The sequence below is a fragment of the Streptococcus mitis genome (assembly GCF_000722695.1).
Lineage (GTDB): Bacteria > Bacillota > Bacilli > Lactobacillales > Streptococcaceae > Streptococcus > Streptococcus mitis_O.
In genome coordinates this window covers 570,848-585,927 of record NZ_JPFU01000013.1, presented here as the reverse complement: position 1 = coordinate 585,927, position 15,080 = coordinate 570,848, and the positions used below count along the sequence as shown (strand labels likewise).

At 42.6% G+C, this 15,080-nt stretch carries 16 protein-coding genes; 14 read left to right on the top strand and 2 right to left on the bottom strand.

What is annotated here, in order from left to right:
- Window positions 1-71 precede the first annotated feature (71 nt).
- From SK629_RS08055 to SK629_RS08035, 5 genes are all read left to right on the top strand, one after another.
- Window positions 72-1,733 carry a ribonuclease J gene (locus SK629_RS08055; RefSeq protein WP_042901379.1) on the top strand — a complete coding sequence of 554 codons (1,662 nt, stop codon included), beginning with the start codon at window positions 72-74 and terminating at the stop codon, window positions 1,731-1,733.
- Window positions 1,734-1,800: 67 nt separating this feature from the next.
- Window positions 1,801-2,580, top strand: coding sequence for an alpha/beta hydrolase (locus tag SK629_RS08050; protein ID WP_042901378.1), 780 nt, complete (start codon window positions 1,801-1,803; stop codon window positions 2,578-2,580).
- Window positions 2,581-2,642: 62 nt separating this feature from the next.
- A complete protein-coding gene (locus SK629_RS08045; protein WP_042901377.1) occupies window positions 2,643-3,344 on the top strand; it encodes a M57 family metalloprotease in 702 nt (233 codons plus the stop codon).
- Between the two features lie 38 nt (window positions 3,345-3,382).
- Complete coding sequence (uvrC, locus tag SK629_RS08040; RefSeq protein ID WP_042901376.1) at window positions 3,383-5,230, top strand: excinuclease ABC subunit UvrC; 1,848 nt, start codon at window positions 3,383-3,385, stop codon at window positions 5,228-5,230.
- Window positions 5,220-6,053, top strand: coding sequence for a metallophosphoesterase family protein (locus tag SK629_RS08035; protein ID WP_042901375.1), 834 nt, complete (start codon window positions 5,220-5,222; stop codon window positions 6,051-6,053). The genes uvrC and SK629_RS08035 overlap by 11 nt, the downstream gene beginning before the upstream one ends.
- Before the next feature lie 179 nt (window positions 6,054-6,232).
- Here the strand turns inward: SK629_RS08035 and SK629_RS08030 are convergent, their stop codons facing one another.
- Window positions 6,233-7,033, bottom strand: coding sequence for an amino acid ABC transporter substrate-binding protein (locus SK629_RS08030; protein WP_042901374.1), 801 nt, complete (start codon window positions 7,031-7,033; stop codon window positions 6,233-6,235).
- Between the two features lie 171 nt (window positions 7,034-7,204).
- Here SK629_RS08030 and SK629_RS08025 point away from each other — a divergent pair, with 171 nt between their 5' ends.
- The 8 genes from SK629_RS08025 to ldcB all read left to right on the top strand — a co-directional run bounded on the left by SK629_RS08025 (window position 7,205) and on the right by ldcB (window position 14,174).
- Entirely contained in the window at window positions 7,205-7,810 is a 606-nt protein-coding gene (locus SK629_RS08025; protein ID WP_042901373.1) for a nitroreductase family protein, read from the top strand.
- A gap of 13 nt (window positions 7,811-7,823) precedes the next feature.
- Window positions 7,824-9,224, top strand: coding sequence for a dipeptidase PepV (gene pepV, locus SK629_RS08020; RefSeq protein ID WP_042901371.1), 1,401 nt, complete (start codon window positions 7,824-7,826; stop codon window positions 9,222-9,224).
- Between the two features lie 53 nt (window positions 9,225-9,277).
- Window positions 9,278-9,856: a uracil-DNA glycosylase family protein gene (locus SK629_RS08015; protein ID WP_042901370.1), complete on the top strand. Its 579-nt coding sequence runs from the start codon at window positions 9,278-9,280 to the stop codon at window positions 9,854-9,856.
- A 206-nt stretch (window positions 9,857-10,062) separates the two neighbouring features.
- Window positions 10,063-10,350, top strand: a complete 288-nt coding sequence (locus SK629_RS08005; RefSeq protein ID WP_042901369.1) for a rhodanese-like domain-containing protein — start codon at window positions 10,063-10,065, stop codon at window positions 10,348-10,350.
- Between the two features lie 172 nt (window positions 10,351-10,522).
- The gene (gene brnQ / locus SK629_RS08000; RefSeq protein WP_042901368.1) at window positions 10,523-11,848 is read left to right on the top strand and encodes a branched-chain amino acid transport system II carrier protein; all 1,326 of its coding nucleotides are present in this window, start codon (window positions 10,523-10,525) and stop codon (window positions 11,846-11,848) included.
- 97 nt (window positions 11,849-11,945) lie between these two features.
- Entirely contained in the window at window positions 11,946-12,983 is a 1,038-nt protein-coding gene (locus tag SK629_RS07995; RefSeq protein ID WP_042901367.1) for a M42 family metallopeptidase, read from the top strand.
- A 1-nt stretch (window position 12,984) separates the two neighbouring features.
- Complete coding sequence (locus SK629_RS07990) at window positions 12,985-13,455, top strand: HIT family protein (RefSeq protein WP_042901366.1); 471 nt, start codon at window positions 12,985-12,987, stop codon at window positions 13,453-13,455.
- Window positions 13,456-13,457: 2 nt separating this feature from the next.
- Window positions 13,458-14,174 carry an LD-carboxypeptidase LdcB/DacB gene (ldcB, locus tag SK629_RS07985; RefSeq protein WP_042901365.1) on the top strand — a complete coding sequence of 239 codons (717 nt, stop codon included), beginning with the start codon at window positions 13,458-13,460 and terminating at the stop codon, window positions 14,172-14,174.
- Here the strand turns inward: ldcB and SK629_RS12685 are convergent.
- On the bottom strand, window positions 14,171-14,362 hold the full coding sequence (locus tag SK629_RS12685; protein WP_042901364.1) for a hypothetical protein: 192 nt from the start codon (window positions 14,360-14,362) through the stop codon (window positions 14,171-14,173). The genes ldcB and SK629_RS12685 overlap by 4 nt on opposite strands.
- A 131-nt stretch (window positions 14,363-14,493) precedes the next feature.
- Between SK629_RS12685 and rplK the strand changes: the two genes are divergently transcribed.
- On the top strand, window positions 14,494-14,919 hold the full coding sequence (gene rplK, locus SK629_RS07975) for a 50S ribosomal protein L11 (protein ID WP_001085807.1): 426 nt from the start codon (window positions 14,494-14,496) through the stop codon (window positions 14,917-14,919).
- Window positions 14,920-15,080: the final 161 nt, after the last annotated feature.

The following is a 15,080-nucleotide window of genomic DNA, read 5'->3' as shown; positions in this document are numbered from 1 at the left end:
AGTAATAGTGCTTTTAGAATAAGAGGGTAAGCAACCCTATAATCAAGATAAATTAAGCTTTCGGAGGAAAAATGAGTAATATCAGTTTAACAACACTTGGTGGTGTGCGTGAAAATGGGAAAAATATGTATATCGCTGAAATCGATGGGTCTATTTTCGTTTTGGATGCAGGTCTAAAATACCCTGAAAATGAACAACTAGGGGTGGATGTGGTCATTCCCAATATGGACTACCTTTTTGAAAATAGCGATCGTATCGCTGGGGTCTTCTTGACCCACGGCCATGCGGATGCCATTGGTGCTCTGCCTTATCTCTTGGCTGAAGCCAAGGTACCTGTATTTGGCTCTGAGTTAACCATTGAGTTGGCCAAACTTTTTGTCAAAGGAAATGACACAGTTAAGAAATTCAATGATTTCCATGTTATCGATGAAGATACGGAGATTGATTTTGGAGGGACTGTGGTGTCCTTCTTCCGTACGACCCACTCTATTCCAGAAAGTCTGGGTGTTGTCTTGAAGACAGCTGAAGGTAGTATCGTTTATACAGGTGACTTCAAATTTGACCAGACAGCTAGTGAATCCTATGCGACAGACTTCGCTCGTTTGGCAGAAATCGGTCGTGATGGAGTTCTGGCTCTTCTTAGCGATTCAGCCAATGCAGATAGCAATATCCAAGTGGCTAGCGAAAGTGAAGTTGGGGACGAGATCACTCAAACCATTTCGGACTGGGATGGTCGTATCATCGTTGCAGCAGTAGCCAGCAACCTCTCTCGCATCCAGCAGGTGTTTGACGCTGCGGATGCAACAGGTCGTCGTGTGGTTTTGACAGGATTTGATATTGAAAATATCGTCCGTACTGCTATTCGCCTTAAGAAATTGTCTCTAGCTAACGAGAGTCTTTTGATTAAGCCAAAAGATATGTCTCGTTTTGAAGACCATGAGTTGATCATCCTTGAGACAGGTCGAATGGGTGAGCCAATCAATGGTCTTCGCAAGATGTCGATTGGTCGCCACCGTTATGTGGAAATCAAGGAAGGTGATTTGGTCTATATCGTAACCACTCCATCTATCGCCAAAGAAGCAGTTATGGCGCGTGTGGAAAACATGATTTATCAAGCTGGAGGGGTTGTCAAACTGATCACTCAAAGCTTGCGTGTGTCAGGGCACGGAAATGCGCGTGATTTGCAGTTGATGATCAATCTCTTGCAACCCAAGTATCTCTTTCCAATTCAAGGGGAATACCGTGAGTTAGATGCCCATGCTAAGGCTGCTATGGCAGTTGGGATGTTGCCAGAACGCATTTTTATCCCTAAAAAGGGAACCAGCATGGCTTATGAGAATGGAGACTTTGTCCCAGCTGGAGCGGTTTCGGCAGGGGATGTCTTGATTGACGGGAATGCTATTGGTGATGTTGGAAATGTGGTTCTTCGTGATCGTAAGGTCTTGTCAGAGGATGGTATTTTCATTGTAGCAATTACCGTTAACCGTCGTGAGAAGAAAATTGTGGCCAAGGCTCGTGTTCACACGCGTGGATTCGTTTATCTCAAGAAGAGTCGCGATATTCTCCGTGAAAGTTCAGAATTGATTAACCAAACGGTAGAAGACTATCTTCAAGGAGATGACTTTGACTGGGCTGATCTTAAAGGGAAGGTTCGTGATAATTTGACCAAGTACCTTTTTGACCAAACCAAGCGTCGTCCAGCTATTTTACCAGTAGTTATGGAAGTAAAATAATCGTTGAAATAAACAGAGAGAAAGTCGAATTTCGGCTTTTTCTTATAGAAAAATAGAGGAAAAAATTATGGCAGTAATGAAGATTGAGTATTACTCACAAGTTTTGGATATGGAGTGGGGAGTGAATGTTCTCTATCCTGACGCTAATCGAGTGGAAGAACCAGAATGTAAAGATATCCCTGTCTTGTACCTTTTGCACGGGATGTCTGGCAATCATAATAGTTGGCTTAAGCGAACCAACGTAGAACGCTTGCTTCGAGGAACTAACCTTATCGTCGTCATGCCCAACACCAGCAACGGTTGGTACACCGATACCCAGTATGGTTTCGACTATTACACAGCTCTAGCAGAGGAATTACCACAGGTTCTGAAACGCTTCTTCCCTAATATGACTAGTAAGCGTAAAAAAACCTTTATCGCTGGTCTTTCTATGGGAGGCTATGGCTGTTTCAAACTGGCTCTTGCTACAAATCGTTTCTCTCATGCAGCTAGTTTTTCAGGCGCCCTTAGCTTTCAAGATTTTTCTCCTGAAAGCCAAAATCTGGGGACACCAGCTTACTGGCGAGGTGTTTTTGGAGAGATTAAAGATTGGACAGCTAGTCCTTATTCTCTTGAAAGTCTGGCTAAAAAATCGGACAAAAAGACCAAGCTTTGGGCATGGTGTGGTGAGCAGGATTTCTTGTATGAAGCCAATAATCTAGCAGTGAAAAACCTCAAAAAATTAGGCTTTGATGTGACCTATAGCCATAGTGCTGGAACTCACGAGTGGTACTACTGGGAAAAACAATTGGAACGTTTTTTAGCAACCCTGCCAATCAATTTCAAATTAGAAGAGAGATTGTCATAATTTAGTTTTCTTTCAGCTTGTTTTAGTAAAATAGACTTTATTTGCTAGAAAGGTGGAGAGATATGCGTTGGCTTTTTCGTTTGATAGGGGCTTTCTTTTATTTTATTTGGCGTTTGTTTTGGCGCCTGGTTTGGATAGTTGTGCTCTTATGTACGCTTGCTTTCGGACTTCTCTGGTATCTGAACGGGGATTTTCAAGGAGCGCTAAAGCAAGCAGAGCGGTCAGTAAAAATTGGTCAACAAAGTATCGACCAATGGGAAAAAACAGGGCAACTGCCTAAGTTGAACCAGACAGATAGCCACCAGCATTCTGAAGGAAGGTGGCCACAGTCTTCTGCTCGTATTTACCTGGATTCGCAGATGGATTCACGCTTTCAAGAGGCTTATTTAGAAGCGATCCAGAATTGGAATCAAACTGGTGCTTTTAACTTTGAACTTGTGACTGAGTCCAGCAAGGCAGATATCTTGGCTACGGAGATGAATGACGGAGATACTCCTGTGGCAGGAGAGGCGGAAAGTCAGACCAATCTCTTAACAGGGCAATTCTTATCCGTAACGGTGCGGTTGAATCATTATTATCTATCCAATCCTGACTATGGCTATTCCTATGAGCGCATTGTCCATACGGCAGAACATGAGTTGGGGCATGCGATTGGCTTGGACCATACAGATGAAAAGTCTGTCATGCAACCTGCGGGTTCCTTTTATGGTATCCAGGAAGAAGATGTTGAAAGACTTCGAAAATTATATGAGACCAATGAGTAGGGGACTATCTTTCCCTACTTTTTTGCTATAATGGAATTATGAACAACTTGATTAAATCAAAACTAGAACTCCTGCCGACCAGCCCTGGTTGCTACATTCACAAGGATAAAAACGGCACCATTATCTATGTAGGAAAGGCTAAAAATCTGCGTAACCGCGTGAGGTCTTATTTCCGTGGAAGTCATGATACTAAGACAGAGGCTCTGGTGTCTGAAATTGTGGATTTTGAATTTATTGTTACGGAGTCTAATATTGAGGCACTTCTCCTAGAAATCAACCTGATCAAGGAAAATAAGCCTAAATACAATATCATGCTCAAGGATGATAAGTCTTATCCTTTCATCAAGATTACCAATGAACGCTATCCTCGTTTGATTATCACTCGTCAGGTCAAAAAGGACGGAGGTCTCTACTTTGGACCTTATCCAGATGTGGGAGCAGCCAATGAAATCAAGCGGCTACTGGATCGGATTTTCCCTTTTCGCAAGTGTACCAATCCACCCTCTAAGGTCTGTTTTTATTACCATATCGGTCAATGTATGGCCCATACCATTTGTAAGAAGGATGAAGACTATTTCAAGTCTATGGCTCAGGAGGTTTCTGATTTCCTAAAAGGGCAGGATGACAAAATCATTGATGAGCTCAAGGGTAAGATGGCAGCAGCAGCCCAGACTATGGAATTTGAGCGTGCAGCGGAATACCGTGACCTGATTCAGGCCATTGGAACTCTTCGGACCAAGCAACGGGTCATGGCAAAAGATTTGCAAAATCGTGATGTCTTTGGTTACTATGTGGACAAGGGTTGGATGTGTGTTCAGGTTTTCTTTGTTCGTCAGGGCAAGCTGATTGAGCGGGATGTCAATCTCTTTCCCTATTACAATGATCCGGATGAGGACTTCTTGACCTATGTGGGGCAGTTTTATCAAGAAAAATCTCACCTGGTTCCTAATGAGGTACTAATTCCGCAGGATATTGATGAAGAAGCTGTTAAGGCCTTGGTGGATAGCAAGATTCTCAAACCCCAACGTGGAGAGAAAAAACAGTTGGTCAATCTGGCTATAAAGAATGCTAGAGTCAGTCTAGAGCAGAAGTTCAATCTGTTAGAAAAATCTGTCGAAAAGACCCAAGGGGCTATTGAAAATCTAGGACGTTTGCTCCAAATCCCGACTCCAGTTCGCATTGAGTCCTTTGATAACTCCAATATCATGGGGACCAGTCCTGTTTCAGCCATGGTAGTCTTTGTCAACGGAAAACCTAGTAAGAAGGATTACCGTAAGTATAAAATTAAGACTGTGGTTGGACCAGACGACTATGCCAGTATGAGAGAGGTTATCCGCAGGCGTTATGGTCGAGTTCAACGTGACGGTTTGACTCCTCCAGATTTGATTGTCATCGATGGGGGACAAGGTCAAGTCAATATCGCCAAACAAGTCATACAAGAGGAACTGGGTTTGGATATTCCCATTGCAGGTTTGCAAAAAAATGACAAGCACCAAACCCATGAATTGCTCTTTGGAGATCCGCTGGAGGTGGTGGAGTTATCTCGCAATTCTCAGGAATTTTTCCTCCTCCAACGCATTCAAGATGAGGTGCATCGCTTTGCTATCACTTTCCACCGCCAACTGCGCTCCAAAAATTCCTTTTCATCACAATTGGATGGCATTGAAGGGCTGGGACCTAAACGTAAGCAGAATCTCATGAAGCATTTCAAGTCTCTGACCAAAATCAAGGAAGCCAGTGTGGATGAGATTGTCGAAGTCGGTGTGCCTAGAGCTGTTGCAGAGGCTGTGCAGAGGAAGTTGAACCCGCAGGAAGAAGTGGAATTGGCTCAAGTGGCGGAAGAAAAAGTAGATTATCAAACAGAAGGAGACCATCATGAACCATAAAATCGCAATTTTATCAGATATTCATGGCAATACGACGGCGCTAGAAGCAGTGATTGCAGATGCTAAAAATCAAGGAGTCAGTGAATACTGGCTTCTGGGAGATATTTTTCTTCCTGGTCCAGGCGCAAATGACTTGGTCGCTCTGTTAAAGGACCTTCCTATCACAGCCAGTGTTCGAGGCAATTGGGATGATTGTGTCCTTGAGGCCTTGGATGGCGAATATGGTTTGGAAGATCCGCAAGAAATCCAGTCAATGCGCATGACCCAGTTTTTGATGGAGCGAATGGATTCTGCAACGATTGTCTGGCTACGAAGCTTGCCTTTGCTGGAAAAGAAAGAAATTGACGGACTGCGCTTTTCTCTTTCTCATAATTTACCTGACAAAAATTATGGGGGTGACTTGTTGGTTGGGAATGATACAGATAAATTTGACCAACTGCTAGATGCGGAAACGGACGTGGCAGTCTATGGTCATGTCCACAAGCAGTTGCTTCGTTATGGCAGTCAAGGACAACAAATCATCAATCCAGGGTCGATTGGCATGCCCTATTTTAACTGGGAGGCGTTAAAAAATCACCGTGCCCAGTATATCGTGATAGAGGTTGAAGATGGGGAATTGGTCAATATCCTATTTCGTAAAGTCGCTTATGACTATGAAGCGGAGTTGGAATTGGCCAAATCCAAGGGACTTCCCTTTATCGAAATGTATGAAGAGCTACGTCGTGAAGATAACTATCAGGGGCACAATCTGGAATTATTAGCAAGCTTAATAGAAAAGCATGGGTATGTAGAAGATGTGAAGAATTTTTTTGATTTTTTGTAAGAGTTCCCTAAGATAACCAATGCAAACTAAAAACGATTGGCTGGTTCAATCGCTTTTAGTATATCTTATACTCAATGAAAATCAAAGAGCAAACTAGGAAGCTAGCCGTAGGTTGCTCAAAGCACAGCTTTGAGGTTGCAGATAAAGCTGACGTGGTTTGAAGAGATTTTCGAAGAGTATTATTGTAATTGAGATTTATCTGGGAGATAAGAACCACCTAGATAAGTATTGCTAAGTTTTTCAAGGGTTCCGTCTTGATAGAGTTCTTTGAGCGCTTTATCAAATTTCTCTTTAAACTCTTTTTGGTCGCTTGAGAAAACGATATAGTTGTTGGGGCTATCGGCAGAAGGTAAATCAACGACTGCGAGGTCTAAGCCACGGTCCTTGATGATCTTTTGAACGGATACCTTGTCAAAGACTAGGAAATCAAATTCACCGTTAGAGAGGTCTAGGATTCGCTTACCGATATCCTCGCCAGAAAAATCGATAGTAGCGGGATTGTCAGTGTGTTTTTGATTCCAGTTATTGATGAATTGAGCGTTTGAAGTTCCAGTATCCTCTTGTGTTGTTTTGCCAGCAATTTGGTCAAGAGAAGTCAAAGGATTTTTCTTGTTGCTGACAAGGACGAGGGGATTGTTCGAAATTGGAAGTGAGTAGAGGTATTTTTCAGCACGCTCTTTTGTGTAACTCAAGTTATTGGCTGCAGCTTGATAGTGACCGGAATCAAGTCCTGGGAAGATGCTCTCCCAGGCAGTTCTTTGGAATTGAATCTCGTAGTCACTGAGTTTCTCATCCACTGCCTTTAGAACTTCAATATCGAAGCCTGTCAGATTTCCCTTATCTTCGTAGTCAAATGGCGGCACATCGCCAGCTGTAGCAACGACGATTGTCTTTTGGGAGTTAGTCTCTTTAGGTGTAGCTTGATTTCCACAGGCAACCAAAAATGGGAGGATGGCTAGTAATAGGCTAAATTTTTTCATAATGTCTCCATTCAAATGTAAAGTTATCTGTTAGTTTATCAGAAACTTTCCCGATGAACCAATATATATTTTTTATGGCTGTGATAAAAAAACTTAATCATGAAAAATCCCTGCAAGCTCTTTCAAATTATGGTAGAATGGAAGCAGTAGAATTAGAAAAGGAAATCTATTATGAAATTTCTTGAATTAAACAAAAAACGTCATGCGACCAAGCATTTCACTGATAAGCCTGTGGATCCTAAAGATGTGCGTACGGCTATCGAAATCGCAACCTTGGCACCAAGCGCCCACAATAGCCAGCCGTGGAAATTTGTGGTCGTTCGTGAGAAAAATGCTGAATTGGCAAAGTTGGCTTACGGTTCAAACTTTGAACAGGTATCATCAGCGCCTGTGACCATTGCCTTGTTTACAGATACGGACCTTGCCAAACGTGCCCGTAAGATTGCCCGAGTTGGTGGCGCTAACAATTTCTCAGAAGAACAACTTCAATACTTCATGAAGAATTTGCCAGCTGAATTTGCACGCTACAATGAACAACAAGTTAGCGACTACCTAGCCCTCAATGCAGGTTTGGTTGCCATGAACTTGGTTCTGGCTCTTACAGACCAAGGAATCGGATCAAATCTTATTCTTGGTTTTGACAAATCAAAAGCCAACGAAGTTTTGGACATCGAAGACCGTTTCCGTCCAGAACTCTTGATTACAGTGGGTTACACAGACGAAAAATTGGAACCAAGCTACCGCTTGCCAGTGGATGAAATCATCGAGAAAAGATAGAAAGAAGAAAAAAATGACAGCAATTGATTTTACAGCAGAAGTAGAAAAACGCAAAGAAGACCTCTTGGCTGACTTGTTTAGCCTTTTGGAAATCAACTCAGAACGTGATGACAGCAAGGCTGATGCTGAGCATCCATTTGGGCCTGGGCCTGTCAAAGCCTTGGAAAAATTCCTTGAAATCGCAGACCGTGATGGCTATCCAACTAAGAATGTCGACAATTATGCAGGACACTTCGAGTTTGGTGATGGAGAAGAAGTTCTCGGAATCTTTGCCCACATGGACGTGGTGCCGGCTGGTAGCGGTTGGGACACAGATCCTTACACACCAACTATCAAAGACGGTCGCCTTTATGCGCGTGGGGCATCAGATGACAAGGGTCCTACAACAGCTTGTTACTATGGTTTGAAAATCATCAAAGAATTGGGCCTTCCAACTTCTAAGAAAGTTCGTTTCATTGTCGGAACAGACGAAGAATCAGGCTGGGCAGACATGGACTACTACTTCGAGCACGTAGGACTTGCGAAACCAGACTTCGGTTTCTCTCCAGACGCTGAATTCCCTATCATCAATGGTGAAAAAGGAAATATCACAGAATACCTCCATTTTGCAGGTGAGAATACAGGTGCAGCCCGTCTTCACAGCTTCACAGGTGGATTGCGTGAAAATATGGTACCTGAATCAGCAACGGCAGTTGTTTCAGGTGACTTGACTGACTTACAAGCTAAACTAGATGCTTTTGTTGCAGAACACAAACTCAGAAGAGAAATTCAAGAAGAAGCTGGTCAATATAAGGTGACCATCATTGGTAAATCAGCCCATGGTGCCATGCCTGCTTCAGGCGTCAATGGTGCAACTTACCTAGCTCTTTTCCTTAGCCAGTTTGACTTTGCTGGACCAGCTAAAGATTACCTTGATATCGCTGGAAAAATTCTTTTGAACGACCACGAGGGGGAAAATCTCAAGATTGCCCATGTGGATGAAAAGATGGGTGCCCTTTCTATGAATGCGGGTGTCTTCCGCTTTGACGAAACAAGTGCTGACAATACGATTGCCCTCAACATCCGTTATCCAAAAGGAACCAGCCCAGAGCAAATCAAGTCAATCCTTGAAAACTTGCCAGTTGCTTCTGTTAGCCTTTCTGAACATGGTCACACGCCTCACTATGTGCCAATGGAAGATCCACTTGTCCAAACCTTGTTGAATGTTTATGAAAAACAAACTGGACTTAAAGGTCACGAGCAAGTCATCGGTGGTGGAACCTTTGGTCGCTTGCTGGAACGCGGGGTTGCCTACGGTGCTATGTTCCCAGACTCTATTGACACCATGCACCAAGCCAATGAATTTATCGCCTTGGACGATCTCTTCCGAGCAGCAGCAATCTATGCTGAAGCTATTTATGAATTGATCAAATAAAACGATAGAAGTCTGAGATTGTATGCTTGGACTTCTTTTTGGAGGGAAAACAGATGTCTCAAATTGAAAGAATCAAGCAGGCTATTATGTTAGATCCACAGAATGCCAGCTATACAGAGCGTGGTATTGAGCCTCTCTTTGCAGCGCCAAAGACTGCTCGCATCAATATCATCGGTCAGGCACCTGGACTTAAAACTCAAGAAGCAGGCCTTTACTGGAAAGATAAGAGTGGTGACCGTTTGCGGGATTGGCTAGGTGTGGATGAAGATACCTTTTACAATTCAGGTTATTTTGCTGTTTTACCTATGGATTTCTACTTTCCAGGACATGGCAAGTCGGGTGATCTTCCACCTCGTAAAGGTTTTGCAGAAAAATGGCATCCGCAGCTCTTGCGAGAATTGCCCGATATTCAGTTGACCCTCTTGATTGGGCAATATGCCCAAGCCTACTATTTACAGGAGAAAGTCAGTGGCAAGGTGACAGAACGAGTAAGACATTACCAGAACTACTTGCCAACCTATTTTCCACTAGTTCACCCTTCACCACGAAATCAAATCTGGATGGCCAAAAATCCTTGGTTTGAGACAGAAGTGGTGCCAGACTTGAAAAAAAGAATTAAAACCATTTTATAGTCAATGAAAATCAAAGAGCAAACTAGGAAGCTAGCCGCAGGCTGCTCAAAGTACAGCTTTGAGGTTATGGATAGAACTGACGAAGTCAGCTCAAAGCACTGCTTTGAGGTTGCAGATAAAACTGACGAAGTCAGTTACATATACGCACGGTAAGGCGACGCTGACGTGGTTTGAAGAGATTTTCGAAGAGTATTAGGAGAAAAAGAATGAAAGAAATTTCCTTTGACGCATTTTACCAGCTTTACCAAAACGACCAACTTTCTCTAGTGGATGTGAGAGAAGTAGATGAGTTTGAAGATCTTCATTTAGAAGGTGCCCACAACCTACCGCTTAGTCAATTGGCTGATAGCTATGTTCAGTTGGACAAGGACCAGTTGCATTATGTCATTTGTAAAGCTGGGGTTAGATCAGCGCATGCTTGTCAATTTCTAGCTGAACAAGGTTATGAGGTTATCAATGTTCAGGGTGGCATGTTGGCCTTTGAAGAACTGTAAACGTAAGAATTTTCTCCTACTTGGTTTTGTCTAGGTAGGAGAGTTTTATTTTTAGATAATTCATACTTTTTAGAATCTTAAAAACATTTAACATTTTACTTCGTGATGCTTTTTTCAGACTCCTAATCATGGTATACTAAGTCAGTATTTTATAAATATGAAGGAGATTTTCATGGCTAAAAAAGGTGCCCTAACAGGTTTGCTCCTGTTTGGAATATTTTTTGGTGCGGGGAACTTGATTTTTCCGCCTTCTCTAGGTGCTCTATCTGGAGAACATTTTCTTCCTGCCATTGCAGGTTTTGTCTTTTCAGGTGTCGGTATCGCCGTCTTGACTCTTATTATTGGAACGCTCAATCCTAAAGGATATATTTACGAGATTTCAACAAAGATAGCGCCTTGGTTTGCGACTCTTTACCTCTCAGTTCTTTACTTGTCAATCGGCCCATTCTTTGCCATCCCACGTACAGCTACAACAGCTTACGAGGTAGGGATTAGCCCCCTTCTGTCGGATGCGAATAAAGGTCTAGGTTTGATTGTCTTCACTCTTCTTTACTTTGCGGCAGCCTATTTAATTTCGCTTAATCCATCAAAAATTTTGGACCGTATCGGCCGTGTTTTAACACCAGTTTTTGCGATTTTGATTGTTATCTTGGTTGTTCTAGGAGCTATCAAATATGGTGGAACAAGTCCTCAAGCTGCGTCAGCTGCTTATCAAGCTTCTGCCTTTGGTACAGGTTTCCTTGAAGGTTACAATACCTTGGATGCTCTTGCTTCTGTTGCCTTTAGTGTAATCGCAGTTCAAACCTTGAAACAACTTGGATTTTCAAGTAAGAAAGAATACATTTCGACTATTTGGGTTGTTGGTATCGTTGTTGCCCTTGCCTTCAGCGCTCTTTACATCGGTTTAGGTTTCCTTGGAAATCATTTCCCAGTACCAGCTGAAGCGATGAAGGGTGGAACGCCAGGTGTTTACATCTTGTCACAAGCCACTCAAGAAATTTTTGGCTCAACAGCTCAACTCTTCCTTGCAGCTATGGTTACCGTAACCTGCTTCACAACAACTGTTGGTTTGATTGTGTCAACAGCTGAGTTCTTTAACGGACGTTTCCCACAAATCAGCTACAAGGTTTATGCAACAGTCTTTACCTTGATTGGATTTGCCATTGCAAATCTTGGTTTGAGTGCAATTATCAAGTACTCCATTCCAGTACTGGTTATCTTGTACCCAATCACGATTGCTATCGTTATGATTGTCATTGTCAACAAATTTGTTGCCCTTTCAAAACCAGGTATGCAGTTGACAATTGCTGTGGTTACAGCTATTGCCATTGCAAGCGTACTAGGAAGCTCATTTAAGGTTGAGTTTCTTGCAAACCTTGTTAACGCTCTTCCTTTTGCTAAGGCATCTCTTCCATGGTTGGTGCCAGCTATTGTCGGAATCTTGCTCTCATTAGTTTTACCAAACAAGCAAGAAAGCGATGTTTTTGAAATGGATTAATCACTGAAATCACTTTTGTAGCTAAGTCTACAGGAGTGATTTTCTTTTTTTATCCGATGATAAATGTGTTATAATAGGTAGCAAAAGAGGTGAAGAAATGAATCAAACAGTAGAATATATCAAAGAACTGACAGCCATTGCGTCGCCAACGGGTTTTACTCGTGAGATTTCGGACTATTTAGTCAAAACTTTAGAAGGTTTTGGTTACCAGTCGATTCGCACAGCAAAGGGCGGTGTCAATGTAACCATTAAAGGTCAAAATGATGAGCAACAACGCTATGTGACTGCCCATGTGGATACGCTTGGTGCCATTGTCCGTGCTGTCAAACCAGACGGTCGTCTCAAAATGGATCGTATTGGTGGTTTTCCTTGGAACATGATTGAAGGAGAAAACTGTACCGTTCACGTAGCTAGCACAGGTCAAAAGATATCAGGAACCATCCTTATCCACCAAACTTCTTGCCATGTCTACAAGGATGCAGGAACTGCAGAACGCACGCAGGACAATATGGAAGTGCGTTTGGACGCCAAAGTAACAAATGGAAAAGCAACTCGTGCCTTGGGGATCGAGGTCGGTGATTTTATCAGCTTTGACCCACGAACTGTCGTGACAGAGACAGGTTTTATCAAGTCTCGTCATTTGGACGATAAGGTCAGTGCAGCGATTTTGCTTAACCTGCTTCGTATCTATAAGGAAGAGAAGATTGAATTGCCTGTAACAACCCATTTTGCTTTTTCAGTCTTCGAAGAAGTGGGACACGGTGCAAACTCTAATATCCCTGCTCAGGTAGTAGAATATCTGGCTGTGGATATGGGAGCCATGGGCGATGACCAGCAGACAGACGAATACACAGTGTCTATCTGTGTCAAGGATGCTTCAGGGCCTTATCACTATGACTTCCGTCAACATTTGGTCGCTTTGGCGAAAGCACAAGATATTCCATTTAAGCTGGATATCTATCCATTTTATGGTTCGGACGCTTCAGCAGCCATGTCTGCAGGGGCAGAGGTTAAACATGCCCTTCTTGGTGCTGGTATCGAGTCTAGCCATTCTTATGAGCGTACCCATATTGACTCGGTGGTTGCAACGGAGCGTATGGTTGATGCCTATCTTAAAAGCGCATTGGTAGACTAATATGTGCCTAATTTGCCAGAGAATTGACCTCATCAAAGCTGGGGAAAATCCTTACTTTGTAAGAGAGTTGGAAACAGGCTATGTGGTCATTGGAGATCACCAGTATTTTGCAGGCTATAGCCTCTTTTTAGCCAAAGAACATGTCACCGAGTTGCACCATTTAGAAAAGGAAATGAAACTTCGTTTTCTAGAAGAAATGAGTGTGCTTCAAGAGGCAGTTGCTAAGGCCTTTGCTGCTGAGAAAATGAATATCGAACTGCTAGGAAATGGTGATGCCCATCTTCATTGGCATTTGTTTCCTAGACGAAGAGGTGATATGAATGGTCACGGTCTCAAGGGACGTGGACCAGTCTGGTGGGTTCCCTTTGAAGAAATGACAGCAGAAACCTGCCAAACAAAACCGGATGAGATTAAAAGATTAGTCAAACGTTTATCATCAGAACTAGATAAACTATTAGAAATAAAGGAGTAGAAATGAAAAAAAGATACCTTGTCTTGACAGCCTTGCTAGCCTTGAGTCTAGCAGCTTGTTCACAAGAAAAAGCAAAAAATGAAGATGGAGTAGCTAAGACAGAACAAACAGCCAAAACTGATGAAACAGTCGGAAGTAAGTCTCAAGGAGCTGCCCAGAAAAAAGCAGAAGTGGTCAACAAAGGGGACTACTACAGTATACAAGGGAAATACGATGAAATCATCGTAGCCAATAAGCACTATCCTTTGTCAAAAGACTACAATCCAGGGGAAAACCCAACAGCCAAGGCAGAGTTGCTCAAACTCATCAAAGCTATGCAAGAGGCAGGATTCCCAATCAGTGACCATTATAGTGGTTTTAGAAGTTATGAAACTCAGACCAAGCTCTATCAAGATTATGTCAATCAAGATGGGAAGGCTGCAGCTGACCGATACTCTGCCCGTCCTGGCTATAGCGAACACCAAACAGGTTTGGCCTTTGATGTGATTAGCACAAATGGAGAATTGGTGACAGAAGAAAAAGCAGCCCAATGGCTCTTGGATCATGCTGCTGATTATGGCTTTGTTGTCCGTTATCTCAAAGGTAAGGAAAAGGAAACAGGCTATATGGCTGAGGAATGGCACCTTCGTTATGTCGGAAAAGAAGCCAAAGAAATTGCTGAGAGTGGTCTCAGTTTGGAAGAATACTATGGATTTGAAGGCGGAGATTACGTCGATTAATACTCTTCGAAAATCTCTTCAAACCACGTCAGCGTCGCCTTACCGTAGGTATGGTTACTGACTTCGTCAGTTCTATCCACAACCTCAAAACAGTGTTTTGAGCTGACTACGTCAGTTCCATCTACAACCTCAAAACTGTATTTTGAGCAACCTGCGGCTTGTTTCCTAGTTTGCTCTTTGATTTTCATTGAGTATAAAAAATAAACTTTTCTCTTGCAATTATAGATAAATAGTGTATAATAGATGAGTATGTGTAAAGCATACTTGTGGGAGGTAAAAATCTTTAATTACCGCCAAAACCACAAAGGAGGATTTAAAAATGGCTAAAAAAGTCGAAAAACTTGTAAAATTGCAAATCCCTGCTGGTAAAGCTACACCAGCTCCACCGGTTGGACCTGCTCTTGGTCAAGCTGGTATCAACATCATGGGATTCACAAAAGAGTTCAACGCTCGTACAGCTGACCAAGCTGGTATGATCATTCCAGTTGTTATCTCAGTTTACGAAGATAAATCATTTACTTTCATCACTAAAACACCACCAGCTGCTGTTCTTTTGAAAAAAGCTGCAGGTGTTGAAAAAGGATCAGGTACACCTAACAAAACTAAAGTTGCTACAGTTACTCGTGCACAAGTACAAGAAATTGCAGAAACTAAGATGCCAGATTTGAACGCAGCAAACGTAGAGTCTGCAATGCGTATGATCGAAGGTACTGCTCGTTCTATGGGATTCACTGTTGTTGACTAATTAATAACACAGTAGAAAATCTCACAGCAGTCTATTAGTTGCTTTTCATACTAGGCAAGTGACTGATGCTTGTACTTGGGTACAGCAAGGGAACTTAACGACGTAGGAAAAGAATCTAATAGACTGAAAACCCGCAAGACTTCATCATTTCGAGGAGTGAC